Genomic DNA, 25,050 nt, shown 5'->3' on the forward strand with positions numbered 1-25,050 from the left:
TCGTTGCGCCGTTTCCTCCCTATCGTTCTGCTTGAGCGGGTTTTAATTACCGACACCCTCGCCCGGCTCTTCAGCGGCCTGATACCAGATGGCCGATGTCACCGCACGCTCTTGAATACTCACCGGGTCCATGGGCTCCTCACCAAGCTTGGCCGCATCGTAGGTAGACCAACGGGGCGTGGGTATCTCAATAACGCGCGCGTAGTAGAAGGCGGTTTGTTCCGGCCTGAAGTCAGGGTCTTTCCAGACAGCCGATAGCTGCACATCGCCAATCGTGTTGGTATAGCTGGCCGTTTTGGCGTCGACGGTATTCCCCACCTCGGGCACGCGCCCGGAAGTCGGGTCTTTTACCCGGCCGTCAGAGAGCGCAACATCGTAGATACGCTCATGGGATTGCCCCTGCTCGTCGACCCAGCCCTTGATAATCTGAATGCGGTCCAGATTGCCGCTTTCAGGGTCTTTGACCGCCCAAACGGCGAAAGAGGGTGCAGCGTCTGTTGCCGGGGGCAGCTCGCCGCCCATGGGGACACCACTCGCCTCTGCCAGCGTAATCCGCTCAGCCCGGTCGATCAGATCGCTGGGGTAGTTCCAGCCCCCAAAGAACCGCACAACGATTCTTGGCCCGGAACTGGCATAGGTTTCCTTACGACGCATGGCATCGAAGATGGATTCCCGGGTATTGGCCGTTGCCCAGACGGCAGCCAGACCTGCGGCGCCCCAGCGGCGAGAAATACGGTATTTCTCCGGCAGGAGAATCGTTTTACCCAGCCTTATGCCTGCGGTGCCATCCAACAGCGGAAGCTTGCCGTGATAATTGTCCTCTTCCACCGGGGACGACGCATTGTGGCTATCGGTACTGCCAATCACACCAAACTTGTAGGGATTGAAGTTTTCGCTGTGGGACATTTCTATCCCCAGCCGCAAGGCATCGCGGGCATAGCCACCTTTGGGCTCAGATTTCCTGATTTTTGCCGACAGAATGGTGTCGAAGATTTCGAAGTCGGCAAAGGGATCATCAGGCGACAGCGCCGGATGCGTCTCCGAAGTGCCTTTCACCTGAAAAATCTCGCTGAGCGGCTCGTTGCGCATGCGTCGTTCGGCATAGGCGGCATCCATCGCCGAGCCATCGAAGGTTTTGTCGCCGTACATGAGGCCGCCGCTGACGTTACCGTTATGCGGAATCGCCAGGTTATCCATACCCTGCTCGCGCTGCTTCTCCAGCTCGTCCCACAGATCTTTGGGGTTCTGCGAAATGGTCGAACTGAATGGCGCATCGGGAACCTTGCTGCCCCGGTAAAGCACGTTGCGGTGCAGATTGTTCTTGTCCGGCATCGACGACCACTCGTAGCCGATAAACGTGGTAAATGTCCCCGGCTCGTAGTTCCTCTCGGCGCTGGCAATGATTTCCTGCCAGGCATCGGCCATCGATTCCTTTCCGCCCTCGACCTGCCCGACCTTGGGGTCAAAGCCCACCATGGTGCGTATCCAGGCAAGGGTATTGCTGATCGGGCCGTCCTCAATCAAGCGCGTTCGGAGTGAACGATCACTTAATGGCAGATCCGGCTGCATGCCTCGCACAACGCCGAGAAATTCCGAGTGATCGGTCACCGCAGCAAAGTCCAAGGGTCTGCTGATACGGATGCCATATTCCGCCGCGTGGGCGATTTCGCCGCCCTTGGCGAAGCGGTAGGCATCATCAGGCAGCCCCCGGACGCCCATCACATAGGCGTCAGTGGAAAAGCTGGTGTGAATATGGACGTCGCCCCACAGCAGATGCCGATCCGGATTTTCGGCAACCGCTGCCTTGGCCGGCGGCTGGACGGCCTTGTCCGGATCGTATTTCGGATAGAGGGTCGGATCTTCGACGGGAGAACACCCCGCCAGGAGCAGTACAACACCAACCGAGCATATCGCTAATTTCATTGCTGCTCCTTACACGCGTCCAAAACAGGGTCGGTCATCAGTCAGCGAACTCATATTTCAGCTCCAGACCAAAATGCGCTTCCTTGCCCAGGGTGATGGAGTTGGTACCAAACCCGGAGTACACCGCGCTGCCCGTAGCAATGTACTCTTTGTTGGTAATGTTGTTGCCGTACAAAGACAGGCTGACATTGTCCCTGTCCTTGGGCACCCAGCTCAGGCGCGCAGACCAGGTACTGAAGCCCTTGATTGTGGCTGAGTCGCGGAACTCAGGGCGACCGGCGGCGGAGTCACCACCGATAAACTGCTCGGCACGGGTATTGCGGCTGAGCACGAAGTCGATGACGCCAAACCGTGTTTGCGTGGTGTAGTTGGCCGACAGGTTGTACACGTATTTGGGGATGAACGGGAATGGCTCGTCACTGCGATCGACCGAGGTCGGAGCTCCAGTAATGGGGTCTAAGGTCTCGTCATCGAATTCCAGGAACTCGGCATCAATGTAGTTCCCCGAGGCATTGAGCATCCACTTGTCGCTCAGCAACCACTTGAGCTCCATTTCGACACCTTCCATCTTGGCGAGGCCCGCGTTGTTGGTATACAACTCAGGCGCCCCGAGAGAAGGGACGGTCGAGACCACGACTTGAATGTCTTTGTAGTCTGAACTGTACAGGGCCATGTTCAAGCGCATGCGACGGTCCAGAGCGTCGAGCTTGAAGCCGATTTCCTTGCTGACGACGTACTCGGGATCAAAACTGCCAATTCCCGTTGAGAGAACATTAAAGCCCCCGGATTTGAAGCCCTCGCTGACACTGGCGTACAACATCAAGTCATCAACGCCTGCCATATCGAAATGTTCTGACGCATTCCACGACAGACTGGCCATCGGCGACAAACGCTCGAAGTCCAACTCGCCGTTCCTCGTATCTCCACGAGACAACTCAATTTCAGTACCATCGAGCTGATTGAACTGCGTTTCTGTCATCACCGTAATAGGAATCGACGGCGGCAGCGGGATACCCAGAATCGGCGGTACCGTCTGAGAGTCAAACAGCTCGACGTGGATCTCTCGTTGTTCGTAGGAATAACGCAGACCTGCGGTGAGCTGCAGTGAAGGCAGGATATCGTAGGTCAACTGGGAAAAAGCGGCGTATGAGGTATTGTCGTAGGAACTGAGTGATGCGGTATTGATCCCGCGAACATACAGGCAGTCCTCCGGCAATAAGCCACAAAACATATTCAACGACGGCAGACCTGGCAGGCTCTCAAAACCCACCCAACCTTCTTCGTTCGTAGACTGACCGCTCAACTGGCGATCCAGTGATTCCCACGAGGCAAACAGCCCCACGGTGTAGTTCATTTTGTCGCTGAATGCGGTACCGGTGTATTGGATTTCCTGACCCAGGGTGTATCGTCCACCCTCATCGTCGTAGACCCCCTGACGCTTGAGCTGGTCCCGAACATGGGAGGTGTTGCCGACTGAGAGCAGGTCCGTCGCGTCAAAATCGAAGTCGCTGAAATTGTCGCCCTTGATGACGTAGGACGTAATACTGGTCAGCGTACCCGGCCCGACATCCCAGGTTAAGGTATTCCCAAACAGGGCATCGCGAGACGTAAAAACACTGCCGAAATTTTCGGTTTTAACCTTCTCGGTGCCAATCAGTTTTTCAGATTCGGAACACACTTCATTGTAGGTTTCTGAGCGCCCGGGGGTTCGCGCATAGCTCATGGCGCCAGTCAGCGTAATTTGCTGACAATAGTGTGGCGAAATATTTTCGTCCTGCTTGTTGAAGTAAGCCAGAGACTTCATCGACAGCGTGTCACTGATACGCCACACGAGCTGGAGCGATGCCACCAGCCGGTCGTCATCCCCCAGGTGGCGCCCCGTATCATCATCTTCGGCATAGCCATCGGATTTCACTGAGGCCAGCGTCAATCTCGACAGCAGCCGGTCTTCAATCAATGGGACGTCCATCGACACCTGCAGGTCGCGCTGCCCGAGCGTATCCAGCCGAGAATTAAAGCTCATGGCAAGCTGCTCAGCCGGCTCTTTGCTGGTTACCAGAATCGCCCCACCGACACTGTTTTTTCCGAACAGAGTTCCCTGCGGACCACGCAGCACCTGCACACTTTGCAGCGCTACGGTATCCAGCAACTGGCTGTCGTTTCTTGCCAGGAAAATACCATCCATATAGACCGCGACGCCGGGATCAGCTTGAACTTCATTGAGCCGTACCTGCCCGACACCGCGAATAGAGAATGCGCCCTGTTTGCGACCTTCACGCTGATCCAGACTGGGAGCCAGCTTGGAAATATCGGCGATAGTGGCAACATTATTTGCTGCCATCTCCTCTGCCGAAACAGCCGTTACTGCCACCGGTACGCCTTGCAGGCTCTCGTCGCGTTTACGCGCGGTGACCAGAACTTCCTCAATCGCATTACCTGCCCGGGGCGCATTTTGTGCGATAGCAACTTGCCCATACATCGGCGCAGCAAGCGTCGCCGCAATTATGATACTTTTTTTCATAATAGTATTTTTACCTGCCATTAATTATTTTAATTATTTAAAGCTGATAAATATGAAAAACCATTCATCTACCACCAGCATTAAGCTACAGTAGCGTCAAAAGGCAGCACATATAAGAATGCATTTGTAATTTATATGTATCCAATTAAAAACCAATCGACGATATTCACTAACACCGCGCTTAATCGGCAGATAAAGAAACCCAAATACTCATAAAAAAATCGATAATATCGACAGCAAATTCACATACGAGTCCGCACTCACCCACGAACAGATCACCGAAGGAAATGGAAACGGGTGGACGAGGTGGAATTACACCCACCCGCTGTTTGTAGTCCATATAAAAGTTGACCATTTCTTCCAGCCTGAGCGGGTGTTCAGCAGCAAGGTTGAATGTCTCTGAGGGGTCACTATCAAGGTTATAAAGTTGCCAGTCACCGGATCCCACCGGGGGCATTAATCTTGTCGCTTTCCAGCTACCATCAATAACCGCTTGATGACCAAACAACTCCATCGCAAAACGGCGCTCGGAAGACGTCGAGATATCTTGCCAATTGCGGATCAGAGACTTCCCCTCGGGCTGAGCTTTACCGGAAAACACCGGATTGGATTGGGTATCGACCCCGGCAAGCGCATAGAGGGTGGCGGAAATATCTTTGACGCTGGCAAGGTACTGGCTGAATTTATTACGTTCCAATCCCGGTCCTGCGACAATCAACGGCGAGCGAACGCCCCCTTCTGACACCACGCCTTTGTAAAGCCTGAACGGCGCTGCCGAGGCCCAGGCCCACTCTCTGCCCTGAAACAGGTGCCCGCCTTCGCCGCCTTGTTTAACCGCGTCATCGGGAAAATTTTCATGAAACCACGCCCTTGTCATATTGGGATAAGACAGGGGCGTGGCCCCGTTGGGACCGTTGTCGGAAAAGAAGATAACGTAAGTATTTTCCAGCTTACCGGCGGCGTCGAGACTGGCCAGCAAACGTGCGATCTGCTGGTCCATGTATTCGATCATGGAGGCGTAAATCTCCATTGGCTTGGCGTCATTCGCACGCTCATCCAAGCTTCTTTCATTCCACGACGGCGCGGCGCCGGGAAGAAAAGCGGGGAACTGAGGTGCGCTCCACACATCGATATCGGCGGGAATCAGACCGCGGCCTGTCAGCCCTGCCACACGCTTGCGGAGGGTTGCCTCCGGCCCCGCCGCATATACGCCCTGATATTTATCGGCCCATTCCGGGGGAACCTGAAGAGGATCATGTGGCGCGGTATAGGCGAGGTAGGCAAAGAATGGCGCGCCTTCGGGCACCGCGTTGATATATTCAAGAATTTTATCGGTATAGTTTTTCGAAGAATAGAAATCGTCGGGAAGAACAACCGCTTCGCCGTTCTCGAAATAGCTTGCGTGGCCGCCACGGTACAGTGGCTTCGCATCGTTAAAGTGGCTGGCGCCGCCTTCCGCTAGAAAAAACGACTGATCAAAACCCCGCTTATCTGGATACTGAGCCGCCTCCTTGGCAAGGTGCCACTTACCACTCATTAGAGTGGCATAGCCAACACTTTTCAGTGCTTCTGCAACCGTCACCACACCGTTGTGAAGTTGCCCGGCGTAATTGATGGATTCAAGCTGATTTGGCGCCTGAACGCCTTCCATACTGCCCACACCGGCAATATGACTATCGACACCGGTCATCAACATGGATCGCGTGGGCGAGCAGGTCGGCGACACATAGAAGCGCGTCATGGTTACCCCTCGCCGCGCCAGTCCGTCCAGTGTCGGCGTGTGGATTTCGCTGCCCATAAAGCTGAGGTCGGACCAGCCCATATCATCGGCAAGAATGACAATGAAGTTAGGCCGCTCCGTCGACGCAGCGACTCCCACCGGCAGCAGCAGTGCCAGGAATGACATCATGCATGCGAGATAGCGTTTGTAACGAACAAGACTGGCTGACATAGCTCGCTCCGCTCCCAGAAGCCCCGGACCATATATCGACACGGTGAACGCTAGACCTGACTGCCACAGTGCCGATATTGATAAACCGATGTGCCGACAAAGACCCCGACGTCAGGAGACGACGGGATTTTCATTGCGAATCACACTGTTTGTCCGCGCCTGAATCATCGCCTGATGATCGTCCAGATAGGGGCGAATCCAGAACTGATTACTGCTGACGCCCTCGAAGCAGGCTTCCGCGACCTCGTCGGGCTCGGTAAGTTTGAACTCGACATTTGCCCCCAAGGCTGATTTCTTCAAATCCTCCATGGTCAGGTAGTCACCGACTTCCGTTTCGTCTTTGAACTTCGACTGCCGATTGCGCTGAGAGGCAAGAATTTGTGTATTCACCATATGCGGCCCCGGAAACAGCAGGTGCACTTTGAGTTTGGGAGACTCTTTGCTGAGCTGGCTGTACAGCACCTCGGTCATCGACGTGACCGCCGCTTTGGACGAGGCATAGATCGGGGTTGTCGGGAAAGAGATACACGCGCCGTTAAAGGAGGTGGTATTGATAATATGTCCTTCCCTGTCATCGGCGAGCATGCGTGGTACGAAGGCTCGAATACCGTTGGCAACGCCCATCACATTGACGGAGTAGCCCCAGCTCCAGTCGTTGGCGGTGAGGTTCCAGATCTTGCGATCCGCCTCTTTCACCCCCACCCCGGCATTGTTGAACAACATATCCACGTGGCCGAACGCCTCGTAGGCGCTGTCTGCGAGCGCCTGAACCGACTCGGCGTCGCTGACATCAGTTACCACACCGATGGCGTTGATGCCATCTTCCTCCAGCGTTGCCACGGCGCGGTCCAGCGCCCTCTGCTCGATGTCGGCAACAACAATATTCATTCCCTCGCGACCGAAGCGCTGGCACAGCGCAAAGCCGACGCCACTGGCCCCCCCCGTGATCACGGCTGTTTTTCCCAGGTATGCTTGCATTTTCACCACCAATTATTCTGTTGTTATCGTTGTATTGTTATGAGCGTGTCGGCGATCGCTTAGATAGCAAACTTATGGCCCCACAGGCTGGGCGTCGTTGTGGTTGTGGGGGTGTAGTTCTCCCAATCCATCTGTAGACCCTCGCAACCGTATTCGAGGGGAAACCCTGCCGGCGTCATCATATAAAACGACAGCATACGGTCGTTAGTATGCCGCCCGAGCGTCGATGTAATCGGAATTTCCCGCTCCACAACCCGTCCCAGGCATTCACCCACCTCGTCGACGGTGTTCACTTCAAGCATCAAATGAATACAGCCCAGCGGACTGGCGCCGCCAAACAGCGCCAAAGAATGGTGCCGCGGATTTTCAACGTGCATGAAGTTCAGGCCCAGACCGGGATCTTCCGGATCATCACCAAACTTGAAGTTCATGTAATCTGTGTCGCCAAAGCCGAGTAGCTGCTTGTAAAAGGCATGGGTCTCTTCGAGATTTGGCGCCGGTAACACGGCGTGACCGAAGCCAAAGCTGCCATTGAGCCCGGTGACGAAGCCGGATACCCCCGTCGGCGACACAAACTTGAGATAGTCCAGCTCGCCGCCGTGATACAGCTCTATGGTGTTCCCCGCCGGATCCTGAAAACGAATGAACTCGGTAACCGCCCGCACCCTCGCCTCGTCTTTGCTGCCGCGCTGGTAGCTGTGTCCTGCCTGCTCCAACGCTTGCACGGCGTTATTGAAATCATCCTTGTCATTCATTTCAAAACCCAGCAGCTGCAGGCGGTTCTGATCGCCGGGCACTATGGCAAACCGGAAGGGACGCTCATCAATTTTGAGGTAAATATTGTCGTCGTCAGCACGCCATGGCGACGCCATCATACCGAGGACTTCAGTACCATAGCTCAGCCACTGCGACGGATCATTCGACTCTATAAATGCATAGCCCAGACTGCGAATACTCATTATTTCGCTACCTCGCTGTCGGAAATAAATGCCAGACACTCGGCGTTGAACAAGTCTCGGTATTCCACCATCACCCAGTGACCACATTCGGAAAGCATGATCATTTTCAGCCGTGCACAGTTCTTTGCCAGGCCGATAATGCCAGAGTCCGGCATCATTCGGTCATCGGTTCCCCAGAACGCCAACACCGGGCATTGCAGTTCTGGCAAGCGGTCGACCAGATAGGGAATCTGCATGGTGATCATGACGTGGCCATTCATCAGCGCCATGATCTGCGAACGCTCTGCCACCAGCTCATCGGTCGCGTAAGCAGGATCATGTACCAGCGCATTGGCGAACAGGTCTTTCATCATGTCTGGCGTGACGGTATCCGCAGAGCCATAGACCTCAAACATTTTCTGCATGCCGGGCATGGTGAAGTACTCTTCGGTCTGGCTCATGCCGCCCGGCGCCAATACAATCAGCTTACTGACCAGCTCGGGGTACTCCAGTGCCAAGCCGATCGCGACCGCGCCGCCGAGGGAATTGCCCACAACAGCGCACTCTTTAACACCGGCCAAGTCCAGCGTCTGTTTGACACACTCGACAAAAAACGACAGCGGATGCTGAACATCATCCGGCTTGTCGGAAAAACCAAAGCCAATCAAATCCGGTACGATGCAACGAAAGCCCGCTTCCACAAAAGCGGGGTAATTCTGCTTGAAGTTGCTATAGCCACTGGCACCCGGACCTGAGCCGTGAAGAAACACCACCACCGGCCCGTCACCTTTGTCGATATAGTGGATACGGTAGCCGTTCTGGCAATGCGCATAATTTTCGTCTGGCAAAACGCCATTCATGGTCATCAGAAATACCTCGATAATAGGTGTGAGTATTCAGGCAGCGGTGTTCGTCCTGGCGCCCGTGCTACAGGCCCAGCTCGGTAGGCTCATGCCCAAACAAGATACCGCCCAGATTCAACTCGAAAGATTCAGATACATTGGCTACGTGTGCCTGGCTGGCCAGCATATTGAGATGTTTCTTCAGCAGCGGGCTGTTGTTTCGAATACCGCCAGAACCCGCGGCCTTGAGCATTTTTGAAGAGAGTTCTATGCAGCGATCAGCCACCATTGAGCTCTCATAGCGATAGCGTGCCCGCTCGACCATATCGATTTCGATACCCGTTTCAGCACTTTTCAGCATTTCGTCAAAGCTGTTCATCATGATCAGCTTCATCGACTCAATATTGGCTTTAACCTGCGCCGCCACCTTCTTCGAATCACCGTGATCGCGCATCATCTGCCCGCCGGCAATACGGAATTGCGCGACCTGAATATAATCCTCAAGCGCTGACTCGAGCGCGCCCAAGGTCGCTGTACAGACGGCACGCGAGAAGACCTGCATAAAGGGCAGGCGGTACAGAGCCCGTTTGTCACTGTGCTTGTCCGAGGTGGTATCGCCCAACATGAAATGGGTGCGATGCTCGGGAACAAAGACGTCGGACAACTCGATATCGTGACTTCCCGTCCCCTTCAGCCCAACGACATCCCAGTTTTTCTCGATTTTGTAGTCATCGAGCGGCACCAGGAAGGTCCGGTAGTTTTTGATATCCCAAGGCTGACCTTCGACCGGCACGACCGCACCAAGGAAGACCCACTTGCAGTGCTCGCAGCCGCTGGAAAAGCTCCAGCGACCGGTCAGCATAAAACCGCCGTCCACGGGTTTTACCAGTCCGACCGGCGCGTAGGACGACGAGATCAAGACGGAGGGATCATCCTTCCACACCTCTGCTGCCGCCTGCGGGTCAAACAGGTTGAGCTGCCAGTTGTGAACGCCGATCACACTCAGCACCCACGCCGACGACATACAGTGCTTGGCGACCTCCAGCACAACGCCGTAGTACACTTGGGGATCCAGTTCATAACCACCGTACTTTTCTGACTGCAGGATTTTAAAGAATCCCGCATCCTGAAAATCGGCGATCGTTTCATCGGGCACTTTCGACATGGCTTCACACTGGGCCGACCGCTCCTTCAGAGTCGGCCCCAGCGCTCGGGCTCGTTCGAGCAGTTCCTGGGCGAGGGGTGAGTTAAGTCCGCGTGTATCACGATCACTCATTTTTATTCCTACCTGTTTATTATTAAATTTAGGACGAGAGACTATTTCTCGGTGAGGGACGTCCCGGCTTCAAGAAAACGCATAAAACTGCGAAAAGTATTTCCTGAAGCGCATAATCGGTCCGTCTCCATCACAGAGAATGGGTTTTTCAAGGTGGAATTTTTTATCCCAGATGGGGATATCGCCTTCCAGTCCCTGCTGACCATTGGTCGACGCAATGGCAAATTCCATGACGGTATCGAGATAGCTTCCCTGCTCATAGGCGGGATAGCTGTAGGCAAAGCGTACTTCGACCTTTTCGGCAGTGACCGGCGTAACCAATACCTGAACAAGGTAGTCGGCCAAGCCGCTGAAGCGCGTCCATTTCTGGCCGGCCCCGTTTTGCACGACATTGACGCTGATGGTGACTTCTTCCACTTCGCCTTGTTCATTCGGCACCATACGTGGCCCCGACACCAGGCTGCGGCGAACATGACCGTCGTACTCGGTCTTGCCAAGCGGAACCGCATCCATTTTGTGAACGAACTGGAAGTGCGCGAGGTCGACACCGTTTTCGGCAATTTCCTGCGGGCAGGAATTAAACTCCCAGAAATACCGGCGCGAGTGATTCCAATTGGGCTCACGAGACTCCGGCAAATCCATCACCTCGTACTCCGGCGCCTTTTCCTCCGGGTGGTACCACGCCCATATCACGCTGTTCTTTTCGCAGACGGGATAGGTTTTCAGACAGGGCTTCCCTTCCCACTTGGGCGGAATAGTACTTGCGTAAGGAATGTCAGTAATGACACCCTCACGATTATACTGCCAGTGGTGGAAGGGACAGCGCAGCGACTCTCCCTGAACGGTCCCACCGAAACCGAGGTGCGCGCCCAAGTGGGGACACACCGGGCTGGTCAGCCCAAGCTTTCCTGACGCTGTCCGAAACAGAACCATGTCACGTTCAAAATAGTGAATATTTTTAACGTCATTGACCTGCAATTCATCACTAAACCCGATACAAAACCACCCATAGGGCATCGGCATGGGAAAACGTTGACCCACGATACACCTCCCTCTCACACGTCGTTTTAATCAGGCGAAATCAGATTTCATTGGCCCAATGCGCTGCGCGATGGGATTAAGTTGACTGACATCCAGGCCATAGCAGTCGACCGCATTCCCCGACAACATCAATTCCAGCTCCGTCTCAGGGACGCCTTTCAGATATTGCTTCATCTTTTCGCGAGTTTTCGGCCAGCTACCTTCCGGATGCGGGTAATCCGTGCCCCACATGACATTGCGAATACCGATCTCATGACGAACCGCGGTAGAGCCCTCGTCAAACAGCGCAGACGCGCCGACCCAGACATTTCGTCTGAAATACTCGCTGGGTTTCATGGTGAGATGGCTTCTGAAATCGCCGAGTTTTCCCGAGGTGTGCTTGACCGACGCACGGACATCCATGAGCTCAAGCATATGAGGAATCCAGAATTCGCTGACTTCAGTCAGAGCGAACTTCAACTTGGGAAACTTTTCGAAAACACCGCCAAAAATCAGGAACCACAAGGGGCGAGCGGCCCACCAGGCGAATTCGGTAACGAATACGCCAATGGCGCCGGGCAAGGTGTAGTCGTAGTCGGGCGACGGTCCGGAATGGGTATGAACCACCAGACCGTTTTCCGCGCAGTATTCCCAAATCGGGTAGTACTTGGGGTGGTTGTAGGCGTCTTTATCGCCCATCAATGGCGGAATAAGAATGCCCTTCAGGCCATTCTCGTGAGCCCACTTCACTTCGCGAAGTGCCTCATCTACATCGTAAAGCATGAGCACGATTGCCAGACCAATGCGGCGAACAGGATCTTCCTTACAGAATTCCGCTATCCAGCGGTTGTGTGCACGGGCACCGGCCCACTGGAGTTCGGGATCGATCCCCCAAGGCTTGAGTGCCAGACCGGCACCAAACGGGGGAGCATTCATTTCGGTAATCCCATCCGGAAACAGTACTTCAGCGGCTACACCATCCGCATCGATCACTCGGTTGCGAACCGTGCCATCCCAGGCACCCGCCAGCCCGTCGCCCACATCTTCTCGCCACTTATCATTAAAGTCGGAGAGAAGGAGAAACTCTTCGGCTCTACGGGTCATTTCGCGCTGGATAGGCAGGGCTTCATCGAAGGCTGCATGGTACTTTGAATCCAGATAGTCCCTATAGCGCTCCATCGGCAGACCAGCATGTCCGTCGGTAGACACAATCAGAAAACGATCCATATTAATTATTCTCTTTCTTTGCTTCTGAGGCTTGAAAATATAGTCGTAGGAAAACTACCGGGGAAGAACCCAACTGTAATCACATTGTTTTCATTCAGCGTCCAATACTGGAATCAATCAAAATATAAAGATCAGCGACTATTTATAGAAAACAATCAAAAAATAATTGATGACATCCACGCAAATCCTGCGCTAGATTTCTTTATCAAAAGCGCAAGACATTCCTTTTATTAATAGAATAATAATGATGAAGCATTTTATATTCAGGCCTGCGACACACTTCCTGCTGATAGGGCTGGCGCTGTATTCGGCAGACATGTTTTTCCAGTGGAAAAACTCATATTTGATCGAGGCCCCAAGTGACAGGGACGTTGCAGAACTGATTAATGGTTGGCAACAGAATCCGGCAGATCAGGTCTCGCCCGCCAAGCTAAGCGCCAGCGCTTACACGGTTTTGTTGAATGAGGCATTATTGCTGAGCGAAGCCATACGCGAAGAGATACACCTCCACGACCCTCAAATCATAAGCAGGCTGTTGCTGGATGCGGACTATCTCGGCTTGCCGGGGGATCGTGATGAGCAGCTTGAACACGCCTATACCCTGCAACTCCATCTGGGCGATGAAGCCATTCGGCGGATGATGGTTCTGCGAATGGAGCAACGCGCGCGAGCCGCTTTGTCTTCGGAGCTCCAACCAACAGAAGAGCAACTTCAACAGCGATACCGCAACGACAGCAGCCGCTGGGATGGTCAGGCGCACTATTCTATTGTGCAGCGGTTTTTCAGCACAGACAAAGGCAATGCGTCACAGCGCGCGTCACGAGCATTGGACGCGCTCAATCGCGGGCAGCCAGCGGATGCCGGCGATATTTTTTTCCAAGGAAAATACTTCGGGCAAGTCAGCGCCGCAGAGCTGGACAGCCTGATGGGCAGAGGTTTCAGTCGTGCCCTTGATTTGCTCTACACCCACGATGACATAACGCATAGCGACGCTCATAGCTCAACATGGCTCGGCCCGATCCAGTCGGCATACGGCTTCCACCTCATCAAGTTTAACGATTACCGCCCGGCGAAGAGGATTGCGTTTACGGATGCCAGGCCGGAGATTGCCGAGGAATGGCGACGCGAACAGGAGCAAACGGCTTACGAGCACTACCTCCATCAACTCAAGCAAAAATACAGCGTGGTGACACGATGAGTCGCCAAGGCATGGGGCGTAGCATCCTGTTTGCCATAATCGTCAGTGCGTTTGCCAACAGCGCTTTGGCACACAAGCTGGCACCAGCGTTACTTGAGGTAGAGGAAAGCGAGAGCCACCGCTACACAGTGACATGGACCGCAGCGATAGGCGAGCTGGCTACCGCTTTGCCGCAACTGCCGGATGCCTGTGAGCAAAGTGGTTGGAGCAATGCCAGCCTTACAAAGACAGGTACCGCTATTGTGCGACGCCAACGCATGCATTGCGTCAATGGGCTGGTGGGAGAACACATTACTATTCCAGAGAGGCCATCAGGGCAATCGGCCGTTCTGACGCGCTTTGTTCCACTTGATGGCGCCCCGAAGGAGCGGCTACTCACCAGAGACGAACAGCGCTACACGCCGCCGCTCACTGCCGCCCCTGGTAGTGTCATCGGGCAGTATCTGCAACTGGGCGTGAAACATATTCTGATCGGCCTGGATCATCTGCTGTTTGTCGCGGCCCTGCTGTTACTTGCTGACAAACCCCGCACGCTGGTTCAGACGGTGACAGCATTTACTGCGGGACACAGCCTGACCTTGGCAATGGTTGTGTTAAATATCATTCCCCAATGGCCAGACCTCATTGAATTTGCCATCGCAATGACGATTCTCATTCTGGCCCTGGAGCTGGCTGGGTCTATGTTTAACAGTGACCAAGGGGGAAAACTCTCGATACTCAAAAGGCGTCAGTGGCCGATAGCGGCGGTGTTCGGCATGGTACACGGACTGGGCTTTGCCAGCGTATTGACGGAGCTAGGCCTGCCGAAAGAGGGACTGGTGACCGCGCTCGCCGCCTTTAATATTGGCATTGAAATTGGCCAGCTTGTCTTTGTGGCGAGTCTGGCGGCGGTATTGATTAGCTTGAAACGACTGTATGCTCCGGCCCATCGCCCTGCCGTCGCGACGCTGATTTATATTATGGGCGGCGTCTCAGTATATTGGTGCGTAGAACGCGGACTGTCGCTGCTGCACGCCGTGATCTAACCTAAGCTGGCTTGCCCGCCTGAATATTGACTCTCACAACTGCACGTCATTTTTGTAAAAGATATCTTTGTACTTCAGCCAGGTACTGCCCGCCATGGATTTACACAGAAAATCAATAAAGAACCGGACCTTGGCTGACAGGTGCTGGTTACCCGCATATACCGCCCAAGCCGTACGGAAGTAGAAATTCCAGGGCTGGGAAAGCCGCACTAATTCACCGCGCTCAACCAGAGCACTCACAAAAAAGTCAGGGAGCTGCGCGATGCCCAGATCCTCTTTCACCGCAGCCAGCAACGCGAATCCATCTTCGCTGACCCAGTTTCCGTTAACGCGAAATCGCTGCTTCCCCTCAGGCGTATCAAAATACCAAAGGCGCTCTGGCGCGCAGATGCCGTTGTGGTGTTGCAGATCCTCTATGGTCTCCGGCATTCCCCTTTCCGCCCAGTATTTGGGGGTGGCATACAAGCTCATGGTGTAACCACCCAGCTTCCGGGCAACCAGAGACGAATCCGCAAGGTCGCCATAGCGAATGGTCATATCGTAGCCTTCAGCGATGAGGTCGACATCTCTGAAGCTGGAATGAACCTGTATGGAAATATCGGGGTGAAGACGCGAAAACGAGGCGATCGCCGCCGCCATATAATGCACGCCAAAGCGGCTGTTCACCGCCACTTTCAAGGTGCCTTTCGGGCTGTTCTGCAAGTCGGCAACGACGGATTCAAGCTCTTCATACTGCTGGCTTATCAGCTGGCATTCGCGGAAAAAAACTTCCCCCACATCTGTCAGGGTGAGCTGCCGGGTCGAGCGTTGCAGCAGTCTGGCATTCAGCCTGCCTTCGAGCTTGCTGACCTGCTTGCTGACATACGACTTGGAAACACCGAGTTTTTCAGCCGCCGCGGTAAAGCTGCCAGTGGAAACGGAATGCACAAACTCATCAATTCCGTCCCAACGGCCTATTGGTGATACCACATTTTTAGTCAAATTCGCCCCTGTCCGCGTGCGTTATTCTTATTTTTTAATCGAATTTTACTTCTGAATATTCCGGATTCTCGCCATTCACGACAGCTTGTGTCAAGCCATGCAGATGCTTCTTGAGCGGGTGGGTAAATATCCAGAAAGACTCACTGCGAATAGCATCAAAGACCTTTTCAGCCACGGCATCAGGAGAGATGAAATTGGGGTCCATCGCCTCCGTTGCGGCTTTTATTTCGGCGATTTTTTCCGGACTGGCGTCGTCTCCCAGGAAGCCACCAATGAGTGAATTGGCGATATTGGTAGACACGGGGCCCGGACACAGCAGCGATACGCCAATCGGCTTTTGCTGCATTTTCAGCTCGAGATACAGGCACTCAGTCAATCCTCTGACAGCCATTTTACAGGTGGTGTACTGAGCCATGTTCGGTGCGGCAACCAGCGACCCTACAGAGCCGGTGTTAACGATATGCGCGGCATTCCCATTGTCAATTATGCGTGGCACAAAGGCATTGATGCCGTTGACCACACCCATAATGTTGATAGACATCATCTTCTGCCAGTCATCCGCACGTTGATCCCAGCAGCCGCCAACGCGAAGAATACCCGCATTATTGACCAGCAGATCGATCTCATTAAATCGTTCGAAACAGCTTTGTGCAAAATCCTCCATCGCGATTGAGTCGGTCACATCCACGGGGCGATACAGCACATCTACGCCTTTTTGCTTCAATTGTTCGCTGAGGATTTCGAGCTCTGACGCATTCATATCGATCAAGCCCAGGTTCATTCCCTCGTCTGCCGCCTTGATGGCAATCGCACGACCGATACCACTTGCAGCGCCGGTAATGACAGCGGCTTTACCTTTAAAATTATTCACAACAATCTCCCAGGGCCGCTAACACGGCTTTATTATTAGTTACAACGAACTTTCGCGTGCCTCTCAGGCGACGGGAGACACCGCCTCCCTGCTGGTATTTCTATCGATAGATCTTCCGCGACCTGCGGTCTGCAACGGCTAAAAACCACGCTTAATCATTGCTGTATCTCAATCTATCTCCGGTCGCCGCACTGAATAAACACGCAATTGAAAACAGAATGTATCCACTCAGTAGCTAATCCCAAAGTTCTGCTATTTAACCCAGGCTGTGAACACTCATATTACGGATGACTTATTATAATCGCGCCTCGCTAATGCTAGTTTCCTTTGAGCTGATAACAGCCCGGAGCAACATTAGTTTATTCGCCAAGAAAATTAATGCCGGTAAAAAAATAATGAGACAACAATCAAAGGCAGGTTCTTATGGCAGATTCAATTCATCCACCGCTCACCAGTCCCGGCGAGATCGCTCAATGGCCAATGCTGAAAATCGTTTATCGAACGACGCCTGAAGCCATCGCGAAGCTCCTCCCTCCCGGCATAGACCCCAGCGACACTTCCAACGTGAATATCACGGTCTACAACCTCCCGGTAAATGAACAACCGGAATATGGCGTGATCATTACCGTCGACGCCGACTATCAAGGTCAAAAAGGCGAGTATGCGCTGGCCTACGGTATTGATCAGGAGGGCGTGGTATTAATCAGCGTCATGATGAATGGTCAGCCCAAATTCCTCTGCTCAACGGAATACTATCGCCTGGGCAACAGCGTCACTGCACGTTGTCACCATCAGGGCTATACCTTCCTCGAATTCACCGGGGAAGCGACAGGCGAAGACCCGCTGGAATCCGGCATCGAACGCTTTGAGTGGTGGACAAAGTGTGTCCGTAAGGTCGGTGGCGAAAAGGGCTATGACTTCCCCCCGCATGTGGTGAAAATTCATGGCAGCTATGGTCCCGGCTACAGACTCGCCGTCTCCGGCAAGCTCACGCTTAAAGACAGCCCCTGGGATCCGGTCGCCTCATTACTGCCAATGGAAGAACAGTTATCCGCGCACCTGTGGTGGCCGGAATACAAGAGCCGCCATATCTCGATGGAAGGCCCGCTGGACCCCGATGCATTCTGGCCGTTTGTGGACACCATCGGCGGCAGCCGCTGGCCGGGCGTACTCGGCTCCCCCGCCAAAGACGCATAAGTCCCACCCCTTCACCGTCTGGCGCTCCTCAGTGCTGCGCCAGGCGGACCCCACTTCCTGTTACTTACGGACGATCTAGTCATGTCGTTAAACATCATTGTTACGGGTGGATTTGGCGCGCTGGGCAGCGTCGTATCTGCCGCCTTTCATCAACGAGGTCATCAGGTCTGTCGGGTTGACTATGCCAGCAGCAGTTCCACGAGCGGCATATCGACACTGGACCTGGCCGCCATCGATCTTTGCGACGCGGCGGAATGTGCGGGCGTTATGGAGAACGTCCAGCATAAAATGGGCGGACTGGATGTGCTGATCAATATCGCCGGGGGCTTCTGCTGGGAAACACTTCAGGATGGCGACATTGGGAATTGGGAGCGCCTGCACCGGATGAATGTTCTGACAGCCGCCACCATGACGCAGGCCGCACTGCCCGCGATCCGGAGCAGTGACTGTGGCCGCATTATCAATATCGGTGCGCTGGGCGCACTGGCAGCCGATGCCGGGCTCGGTGCCTACGCCGCGTCGAAATCTGGTGTGCACCGAATGACGGAGGCGCTGGCAAAGGAACTGGCAGATACCAAGGTGACCGTTAACGCCCTGCTGCCCAGTATTATCGACACAGATGCCAACCGGCAGGCCATGCCAGAGGCGGATACTCGCCAGTGGGTCAGCCCCTCAGCCATTGCGGACGTCATGCTATTTCTGTGTTCGGCGGAAGCGGCATCCATCAGTGGTGCGCTGCTGCCGGTGTCGCGGGGCGGAGTGTAATCCCATCACACCTTGCCCGTGATCGTCAGCGACTAATGCGCGATGCATGGGTATCGAGAAGAAATATCCAAGGAAACGCGAACTAAAACACCGTGATGGACGTGTTCAGAAGTGCGGGAGAATTTGGGGGAAAAGATGGTGGGCCGTGATGGATTCGAACCATCGACCAATTGGTTAAAAGCCAACTGCTCTACCACTGAGCTAACGGCCCCGAAGGAGGCGCTTATAATACGGATTTTGAGATCAAAAACAACAGGATAAGCGCAAAAAATTTCGATTTTTTTACGGTGCTATTTATAGCGTGTCGGGTCGGCAACACCCGCCTGCGCAAAGCCCTCACGACGCAGGTAGCAGCTATCACAGCGGCCACAGGCCAGTCCATTGTCATCGGCGCGGTAGCAGGAAACGGTCAAGCCGTAGTCAACATTCAACTGCATTCCCAGCTGAATAATTTCCGATTTACTGAGGTCGATCAGCGGCGTTTCAATATGCAGCCCCTGCCCCTCGATACCGGCTTTGGTCGCGACATTCGCCAGCTTTTCAAAGGCATCAATAAAGGCGGGACGGCAATCAGGGTAGCCAGAGTAATCGACGGCATTGACGCCGATATGGATACTGTTGGCACCAATCACCTCGGCCCAGCCCAGGGCAATCGAGAGAAATACCGTGTTCCTGGCCGGAACATAGGTGACAGGAATACCCTCTCCACCGGCGTCTGGAACATCGATGTTGATATCGGTGAGAGCCGAGCCACCAATACTGCTCAAATCGAGCTTGATGACCTTGAATGCCGCCGCAGCCATGGCATCGGCCACGCGCTGGGCAGCCAGCAGCTCAGCGCGGTGCCGCTGTCCATAATCAAAGGCCAGCGCATAGCACTCATAGCCCTCGGCTCGGGCCTTGGCAAGAACAGTGGCGCTGTCCAGGCCACCCGATACTAATACAATTGCTTTCTTACTCACTGTGTAGCCTGTCTGGTTAATGACCTGCGGCGTCCTGCCATAGCAGTTTATGGAGTTGGAGTTGGAATCTCACCGGCAGATTATCTTCAACAATCCAGTCCGCCAGCTGTCTGGCGGGAAGCTGCTCAAAACTCGGTGAAAACAGCACTTCGCCCACCTTCTCATTGAGCTGGTACTGATCCAGCTGGAAACGCGCCCAGTCGTAGTCGCCACGGTCACAGATCACAAACTTTATTTGATCATTTGCGCCAAGGTGCGGGAGGTTATCCATCAGGTTGCGGTGTTGCTCGCCCGAGGCCGGTGTTTTCAGGTCAACCACTCGGGAGACGCGCGGGTCCACCGCATCAACCGGCATCGCACCGCTGGTTTCCAGAGATACCTCATAACCGGCATCGCAAAGTGCCGTGAGCAACGGCAGGCAGTCCGGCTGCGCCAGGGGCTCGCCGCCGGTCACGCATACGTAGCACGGCGCGTAGCTTTCCACTTTCGCCACGATCTCATCGATAGACTGGCGCTCACCGCCATGGAAAGCGTACTCAGTGTCGCAGTAAACACAGCGCAGCGGGCAGCCGGTTAGGCGCACAAATACCGTGGGCAAGCCGATGCTGCGGGACTCTCCCTGTAGGGAGTAGAAAATTTCGGTAATACGCAGACTGGCGCTCATCGCAGGGCCGCTCCGGCTGAAACGGCGGTGCCGTTGAGAAACGAAATGCAGAACGCGCCCATTTTAAAAGCTGAGCGCAGTGGCGCCAAGTGCCAGTATTGCCACTCGGGAAGATCAGTAATTGCTGCGCAGGAATTCCCGAGCTTTTTTCACCGCTGAATTGCCGGTGTTGCCATAGCGGTCAATCACGTGCGTCAACAGTTCTCGGGCTTTCTGTTTGTCACCCTGCAGGAAGTAGACCGTACCCAATTTATACATCGCAGCGGGTACTTTGTTGTTGTCAGGGTAGGCCGACAACAAGTTTTGGAACGCCTTGGCTGACGCTTCTAGGTTCTGGGGTTCGACCGCAACATGCAACTCACCCAGCCAATACCAGGCATTAGGGGTGTATCGATCATCGGGATAGCGGGCAACATAGGCTTTGAACGCCTCGATTGCCTTTTCGTATTCACGTGATTTCACCAAGCCATAGGCATTGGCATAGTCAATAGAGGGCTGCCCGGTGGTGAAGCCATCCTCGGTTGCGTTTGACACGGTCGGCGCTTCCGCGCCTTTTTCCGACGACTTTCCGTCAGCATTTTTGCCGATAAGCGGAATTTCCGGAGCATCCACCTCGTCGACGGCTGCGCTTGGCGCATTGCCGGACAAGGCAGCCAGGCGCCGGTCGATATCAATGTATCGATCCAGCCCCTGTTGCTTGAGCTGGCGAATCTGATGCCCCTGCTCTTCAACCACACCGCGCAGCGTCATGATCTCTGTGCGAAGTTGCTGAATCTGCTCGTAAACCTGCGCCCCCATCGTGGCATTGCCCGAGTTGGCAAATCGATTCGGGTCGTTAATATCCTCGACCGGGGCCTGTGCCAGCGCCAGCGGGCTGGACAGCAGCAGGGAAACCAGCAGTGTTTTTCTCAGTTGCATCAGATTGCCTTGTACAAATTACTTCAGCTCAACGCGACGGTTTTTAGAGTAAGAAGCTTCAGATTGACCGAAGGCAACCGGACGCTCTTCACCGTAGCTCACAGTTTCAATACGGTAGCGAGCAATGCCATTGATAGCCATGTAATCGGCTACAGAGTTGGCACGACGCTCACCCAGCGCCATATTGTATTCGCGAGTGCCACGTTCGTCAGCATGACCTTCCAGACGGATCGGACCGCTGGTCTTTTTCAGACGGGCGATTTGGGCATCCAGGTTGCGACGTGCTTCTGAAGTCAGGGTGGCCTGGTCAAACTCGAAGTAGAAGATGTTTTCCAGAACCACTTCAGGCTCTTGCGTCTCGTAAGCAGAAACATCACTTTCCATGCCTTGAGTCGGCTCGGTGTAAGTGTTCATTTCGCTGCCGCTGCCTTCTTCTACGTCATTTGAAGCACAACCGGTCAGCAGGGCACCGGCAAAGGCGACACTCAGGAACAACTTGGATTGGTATTTCATAGCATTTCCCCATTGATGAAGTTTACTTTTACCGGCGGACAACCATTGTCCGCACTGTTTTTCCGGCCACTACTCATATAGAAAAGGCGACCATGCCGGCTCGCGCACATCTCCAAACCGGGATGGAAGGCGATATTTCACCCCACCATCCACAGATACTGCTGCCAAAACGCCCTGACCATTGTAGGTAGTAGAATACAGCAACATGCTGCCATTAGGCGCCACACTTGGCGACTCATCAAGGTCCGTTGTCGTCAGAATTTCAACGCGATTGCGTTTAAAGTCCTGAACGCCAATATGAAACCGCCCCTTGACTCTATGTACCATAACCAGGCCAAGACCGTCGCCCAACACACGGGCGCGGGCATTGTAATCCCCTTCAAACGTGATGCGTTCGACACTGCCTGATGCCAGTTCCACCTTGTATATCTGCGGCTTACCACCGCGATCCGAGGTGAAATACAGCGATTTACCGTCCGGCGCCCAAGCCGGCTCGGTATCGATAGCAAAATGATTTGTTACCCGCTGTATAGCACTTGTTGTCAAATCCATCACATAAATATCCGGGCTGCCATCCTTTGACAGCACCATCGCCAGTTGTCGACCGTCTGGCGAAAACGCCGGCGCACCATTCAGACCACGGAAATTGGTCAATTGTTGCCGTTCACCGGTTTCCAAATTATGTAAATATATCGCAGGCCGGGTGGTTTTAAAGGATACATAGGCAATTTTCTTGCCGTCTGGCGACCATGTCGGCGCTAAAATAGGCTCCATACTGTCGGCCAGCACTTCTTCACCCACACCGTCGATATCGCTTTTCAGCAGCCGGTATCGAAACCGCGTATCACCCTCTCGAACAGCGGAAACATAGAGCAGCTGTGTTCTGAACGCACCGCGAATGTTGGTGAGTTTTTCATAAATGCGATCGCTGATAGTGTGCGCCAGAAAGCGCACTTTTTTAAGGCTCTGCTGCTCTTCACCTTTCAAAATACTTTGCTGGGTATTCACATCCAGCAACTCATAACGCGCAATCAGGTTATTGTTGGCGCCAAAGCTCAATTCACCCACCACCACATAGTCCACACCGAGGCTTTTCCAGTCCCGGTAGTAAACCTCTGACGCCCTGGACGGACGGCTGAGCATGTCGGCACGGCTCAGTGGTTCGAACAGGCCGCTGCGGTGCAGGTCTCGCTCGACGATTGACGCAACGTCCTCCTGCAGCGTCACACCGGCCGTCCAGCCAAAAGGCACTACCGCTATGGGCAGTGGATCGTCGTTGCCTTCGTTAATTTCAATGCTCAGCTCCGCCCTTAATAGCGGGGCTGTACACAATAAAAACATCAGCAGGAATGAACGCAATACCATCATCGCCTCAAATCTGTTGGCTTGAATACAAAGTTAAATTTTCTGAACTGCCGTTCAAAGACAGCAGGGTTTTGGCGACCGAGTTCGCCCAGCTCGTCGATTCGCCCGAGACCTTTGACCGCACGAATCGCAGATCGATCAAATGCTTCGTCACCGCTTCCCTCCACAATATAGGCATTATGGATTTCACCCGTCGGCAACATTTCAACCCCCACCGTCGCCGACATACCGTTGCGGGCCGACGGAGGACGGGTCCAGTTACGCTGCACCAGCGCGACAATCAAGTCCTGATAACTGCTGACCAGTTCTGCTTCTTCCAGCATGGCGTCTTCCGATGCCAGTGCGGCAGCCAGCTCATCCTCCTGCTGGCGCTGCAGTTCTTCCTGCAAGGCTTCCAGACGCGCCTGCTCCTCCGCCTTGGCCTTCGCAGCTTCTTCTGCCTTTTTACGGCGCAATTCTTCCGGCGTTGGCCCCTTTTTGGGGACCGGCTTGGGTTTCGGTTCAGGCTTGGGCACCGGTTTGGGCTCTGGCTTGGGTTCCGGCTTCGGCTTGGGTTTAGGCTTGGGTTTCGGCGCAGGCTTTGGCGCCGGAGCAGGCTTGCTGCGCACCGGCTCGACCACCAGTTTGGCGTGAATCACCCGAGGCGGCTCTTTCAGCGGCTGGGTATCACTGAGCCCAGGCAGGCCTATCAGCAACACGGCCAATACGATGCCATGCAGTGTCAATGACACCAGAGCTGGAACAAGCGTAAAGCCCGGCATGGTTTCAGCGGCGCCCTTTCACAGGTGGTTCGTCGGTAATCAGTCCGATGGATTGAGCACCGGCGCCTTGCAGCGCGGCCATGGCCGCTACCACACTGCCATAATCGACCGCCGTGTCACCGCGCACCATGACTGGCGTTTTGGGCTTGCGGCGCAGGATCTTGCTGAGCTTATCACCGATTTCTGCGAGCTCTACCGGCTCACCTTGCTTATCGGGGTCACCCAGGCTCACATAGTAACGCCCCTGCTTGTCTACCGAGACGATAATCGGGTCATCATCACTCGGCGGCACCGGCTCTGTTGATGCTTCAGGCAAATCAACCTGAACACCCTGTACCAGCATCGGTGCAGTCACCATAAAAACAATCAGCAGTACCAGCATCACGTCGATATAAGGAACGACGTTAATCTCCGACATGCGTTTGCGCTTGTTGCGACGAGCCATCATGAAGTCCTCAGCGCACGTGAACCTGGCGGTGCAGGATGCTGGAGAACTCGTCAGCAAAGGTTTCGTATTTGCCGATATTGGCGTCCATCTTGGCCGAGAAGCGGTTGTAGGCCATAACCGCAGGAATCGCCGCGATAAGGCCCATTGCGGTCGCCACCAAGGCTTCGGAAATACCCGGCGCTACCGTCGCCAGCGTCGCCTGCTGCACCTGAGCCAAGCCGTGAAAGGAACCCATGATCCCCCACACTGTACCCAGCAGGCCGATGTAAGGGCTGGTCGAGCCGACCGTCGCCAGAAACGGCAGACTTTGTTCCAGGCGCTCTTCCTCGCGATTCATGGCCACCCGCATAGCGCGCTGGCAGCCTTCCATAATGGCATCCGCGTCGATATTGCGCTGTGCCATGCGGGTAAATTCCTTAAAACCCGCACGGAAAATACTTTCCATACCGACCGCCATGGTCTGGCTGTCACTACCCTGTTTGTACAGAGTATTCAGATCAGTCCCCGACCAGAACAGCGACTCGAAACGCTTGCGCTCGCGCTCAGCCATATTGAAGTACATGGCACGCTGCACAATCAAATACCAGGATACCAGCGACGCCAGCACCAAAATCGCCATAATGGCCTGAACAAAAATACTGGCCTGACTGACCAGCGTAATAATGGACAGGTCTTGCTCCACAGCAGTCCCCTCGGGTTTGTTGTC

Annotated in this window: 23 protein-coding genes and 1 tRNA gene; 4 read left to right on the forward strand and 20 right to left on the reverse strand. The window is 54.4% G+C overall.

The genetic code is table 11. The features are described 5' to 3' along the window. Positions 1-42: 42 nt before the first annotated feature. The 9 genes from G411_RS19240 to G411_RS0103885 form a co-directional block, all read right to left on the reverse strand. The gene (locus tag G411_RS19240; protein ID WP_022957854.1) at positions 43-1,923 is read right to left on the reverse strand and encodes a DUF3604 domain-containing protein; all 1,881 of its coding nucleotides are present in this window, start codon (positions 1,921-1,923) and stop codon (positions 43-45) included. A gap of 37 nt (positions 1,924-1,960) precedes the next feature. After that, positions 1,961-4,444, reverse strand: coding sequence for a TonB-dependent receptor (locus G411_RS0103850; protein WP_022957855.1), 2,484 nt, complete (start codon positions 4,442-4,444; stop codon positions 1,961-1,963). Between the two features lie 181 nt (positions 4,445-4,625). After that, a complete protein-coding gene (locus tag G411_RS19245) occupies positions 4,626-6,395 on the reverse strand; it encodes an arylsulfatase (protein WP_022957856.1) in 1,770 nt (589 codons plus the stop codon). Positions 6,396-6,506: 111 nt separating this feature from the next. Beyond that, positions 6,507-7,373: an SDR family NAD(P)-dependent oxidoreductase gene (locus G411_RS0103860; RefSeq protein ID WP_022957857.1), complete on the reverse strand. Its 867-nt coding sequence runs from the start codon at positions 7,371-7,373 to the stop codon at positions 6,507-6,509. 59 nt (positions 7,374-7,432) lie between these two features. Beyond that, entirely contained in the window at positions 7,433-8,332 is a 900-nt protein-coding gene (locus G411_RS0103865) for a VOC family protein (protein ID WP_022957858.1), read from the reverse strand. After that, positions 8,332-9,177: an alpha/beta fold hydrolase gene (locus tag G411_RS0103870; RefSeq protein WP_022957859.1), complete on the reverse strand. Its 846-nt coding sequence runs from the start codon at positions 9,175-9,177 to the stop codon at positions 8,332-8,334. The genes G411_RS0103865 and G411_RS0103870 overlap by 1 nt, the downstream gene beginning before the upstream one ends. A 61-nt stretch (positions 9,178-9,238) precedes the next feature. After that, entirely contained in the window at positions 9,239-10,429 is a 1,191-nt protein-coding gene (locus tag G411_RS0103875) for an acyl-CoA dehydrogenase family protein (RefSeq protein ID WP_022957860.1), read from the reverse strand. Between the two features lie 69 nt (positions 10,430-10,498). Continuing rightward, the gene (locus tag G411_RS0103880; protein WP_022957861.1) at positions 10,499-11,470 is read right to left on the reverse strand and encodes a Rieske 2Fe-2S domain-containing protein; all 972 of its coding nucleotides are present in this window, start codon (positions 11,468-11,470) and stop codon (positions 10,499-10,501) included. Between the two features lie 30 nt (positions 11,471-11,500). Then, a complete protein-coding gene (locus tag G411_RS0103885) occupies positions 11,501-12,676 on the reverse strand; it encodes an amidohydrolase family protein (protein ID WP_022957862.1) in 1,176 nt (391 codons plus the stop codon). 244 nt (positions 12,677-12,920) lie between these two features. Here G411_RS0103885 and G411_RS22035 point away from each other — a divergent pair, with 244 nt between their 5' ends. Both G411_RS22035 and G411_RS0103895 read left to right on the forward strand, forming a co-directional pair. Continuing rightward, positions 12,921-13,874 (forward strand): peptidylprolyl isomerase, encoded by a 954-nt coding sequence (locus G411_RS22035; RefSeq protein WP_022957863.1) that lies wholly within the window; start codon positions 12,921-12,923, stop codon positions 13,872-13,874. Further along, complete coding sequence (locus tag G411_RS0103895; protein WP_022957864.1) at positions 13,871-14,899, forward strand: HupE/UreJ family protein; 1,029 nt, start codon at positions 13,871-13,873, stop codon at positions 14,897-14,899. Before G411_RS22035 ends, G411_RS0103895 begins: the two co-directional genes overlap by 4 nt. Positions 14,900-14,932: 33 nt before the next feature. Here the strand turns inward: G411_RS0103895 and G411_RS19250 are convergent, their stop codons facing one another. Further along, complete coding sequence (locus tag G411_RS19250) at positions 14,933-15,826, reverse strand: LysR family transcriptional regulator (protein ID WP_022957865.1); 894 nt, start codon at positions 15,824-15,826, stop codon at positions 14,933-14,935. Between the two features lie 88 nt (positions 15,827-15,914). Then, positions 15,915-16,751, reverse strand: a complete 837-nt coding sequence (locus G411_RS19255) for an SDR family NAD(P)-dependent oxidoreductase (protein WP_022957866.1) — start codon at positions 16,749-16,751, stop codon at positions 15,915-15,917. Between the two features lie 423 nt (positions 16,752-17,174). Between G411_RS19255 and G411_RS0103910 the strand changes: the two genes are divergently transcribed. Both G411_RS0103910 and G411_RS0103915 read left to right on the forward strand, forming a co-directional pair. Next, on the forward strand, positions 17,175-17,948 hold the full coding sequence (locus G411_RS0103910; RefSeq protein WP_022957867.1) for an acetoacetate decarboxylase family protein: 774 nt from the start codon (positions 17,175-17,177) through the stop codon (positions 17,946-17,948). 81 nt (positions 17,949-18,029) lie between these two features. Beyond that, entirely contained in the window at positions 18,030-18,713 is a 684-nt protein-coding gene (locus G411_RS0103915; RefSeq protein ID WP_022957868.1) for an SDR family NAD(P)-dependent oxidoreductase, read from the forward strand. A gap of 136 nt (positions 18,714-18,849) precedes the next feature. On the opposite strand, the gene G411_RS0103920 is transcribed toward G411_RS0103915, so the two are convergent. From G411_RS0103920 to tolQ, 9 genes are all read right to left on the reverse strand, one after another. Further along, positions 18,850-18,924: transfer RNA gene (locus G411_RS0103920), tRNA-Lys, on the reverse strand. Between the two features lie 79 nt (positions 18,925-19,003). After that, positions 19,004-19,675 (reverse strand): 7-cyano-7-deazaguanine synthase QueC, encoded by a 672-nt coding sequence (gene queC / locus G411_RS0103925; protein ID WP_022957869.1) that lies wholly within the window; start codon positions 19,673-19,675, stop codon positions 19,004-19,006. A 16-nt stretch (positions 19,676-19,691) separates the two neighbouring features. Then, positions 19,692-20,339, reverse strand: coding sequence for a 7-carboxy-7-deazaguanine synthase QueE (queE, locus tag G411_RS0103930; RefSeq protein ID WP_022957870.1), 648 nt, complete (start codon positions 20,337-20,339; stop codon positions 19,692-19,694). A 114-nt stretch (positions 20,340-20,453) separates the two neighbouring features. Further along, on the reverse strand, positions 20,454-21,257 hold the full coding sequence (gene ybgF / locus G411_RS19260; RefSeq protein ID WP_022957871.1) for a tol-pal system protein YbgF: 804 nt from the start codon (positions 21,255-21,257) through the stop codon (positions 20,454-20,456). Between the two features lie 18 nt (positions 21,258-21,275). After that, positions 21,276-21,770, reverse strand: a complete 495-nt coding sequence (pal, locus tag G411_RS0103940) for a peptidoglycan-associated lipoprotein Pal (protein WP_022957872.1) — start codon at positions 21,768-21,770, stop codon at positions 21,276-21,278. Positions 21,771-21,839: 69 nt separating this feature from the next. Then, positions 21,840-23,135, reverse strand: a complete 1,296-nt coding sequence (gene tolB / locus G411_RS0103945) for a Tol-Pal system beta propeller repeat protein TolB (RefSeq protein WP_022957873.1) — start codon at positions 23,133-23,135, stop codon at positions 21,840-21,842. Then, positions 23,135-23,896, reverse strand: coding sequence for a cell envelope integrity protein TolA (tolA, locus tag G411_RS22040; protein ID WP_022957874.1), 762 nt, complete (start codon positions 23,894-23,896; stop codon positions 23,135-23,137). The genes tolB and tolA overlap by 1 nt, the downstream gene beginning before the upstream one ends. A 4-nt stretch (positions 23,897-23,900) precedes the next feature. After that, complete coding sequence (tolR, locus tag G411_RS0103955) at positions 23,901-24,341, reverse strand: protein TolR (RefSeq protein WP_022957875.1); 441 nt, start codon at positions 24,339-24,341, stop codon at positions 23,901-23,903. 10 nt (positions 24,342-24,351) lie between these two features. Further along, complete coding sequence (gene tolQ, locus G411_RS0103960) at positions 24,352-25,026, reverse strand: protein TolQ (RefSeq protein ID WP_022957876.1); 675 nt, start codon at positions 25,024-25,026, stop codon at positions 24,352-24,354. Positions 25,027-25,050 lie beyond the last annotated feature (24 nt).

The sequence above is a fragment of the Spongiibacter tropicus DSM 19543 genome (genome assembly GCF_000420325.1).
Classification (GTDB): domain Bacteria; phylum Pseudomonadota; class Gammaproteobacteria; order Pseudomonadales; family Spongiibacteraceae; genus Spongiibacter; species Spongiibacter tropicus.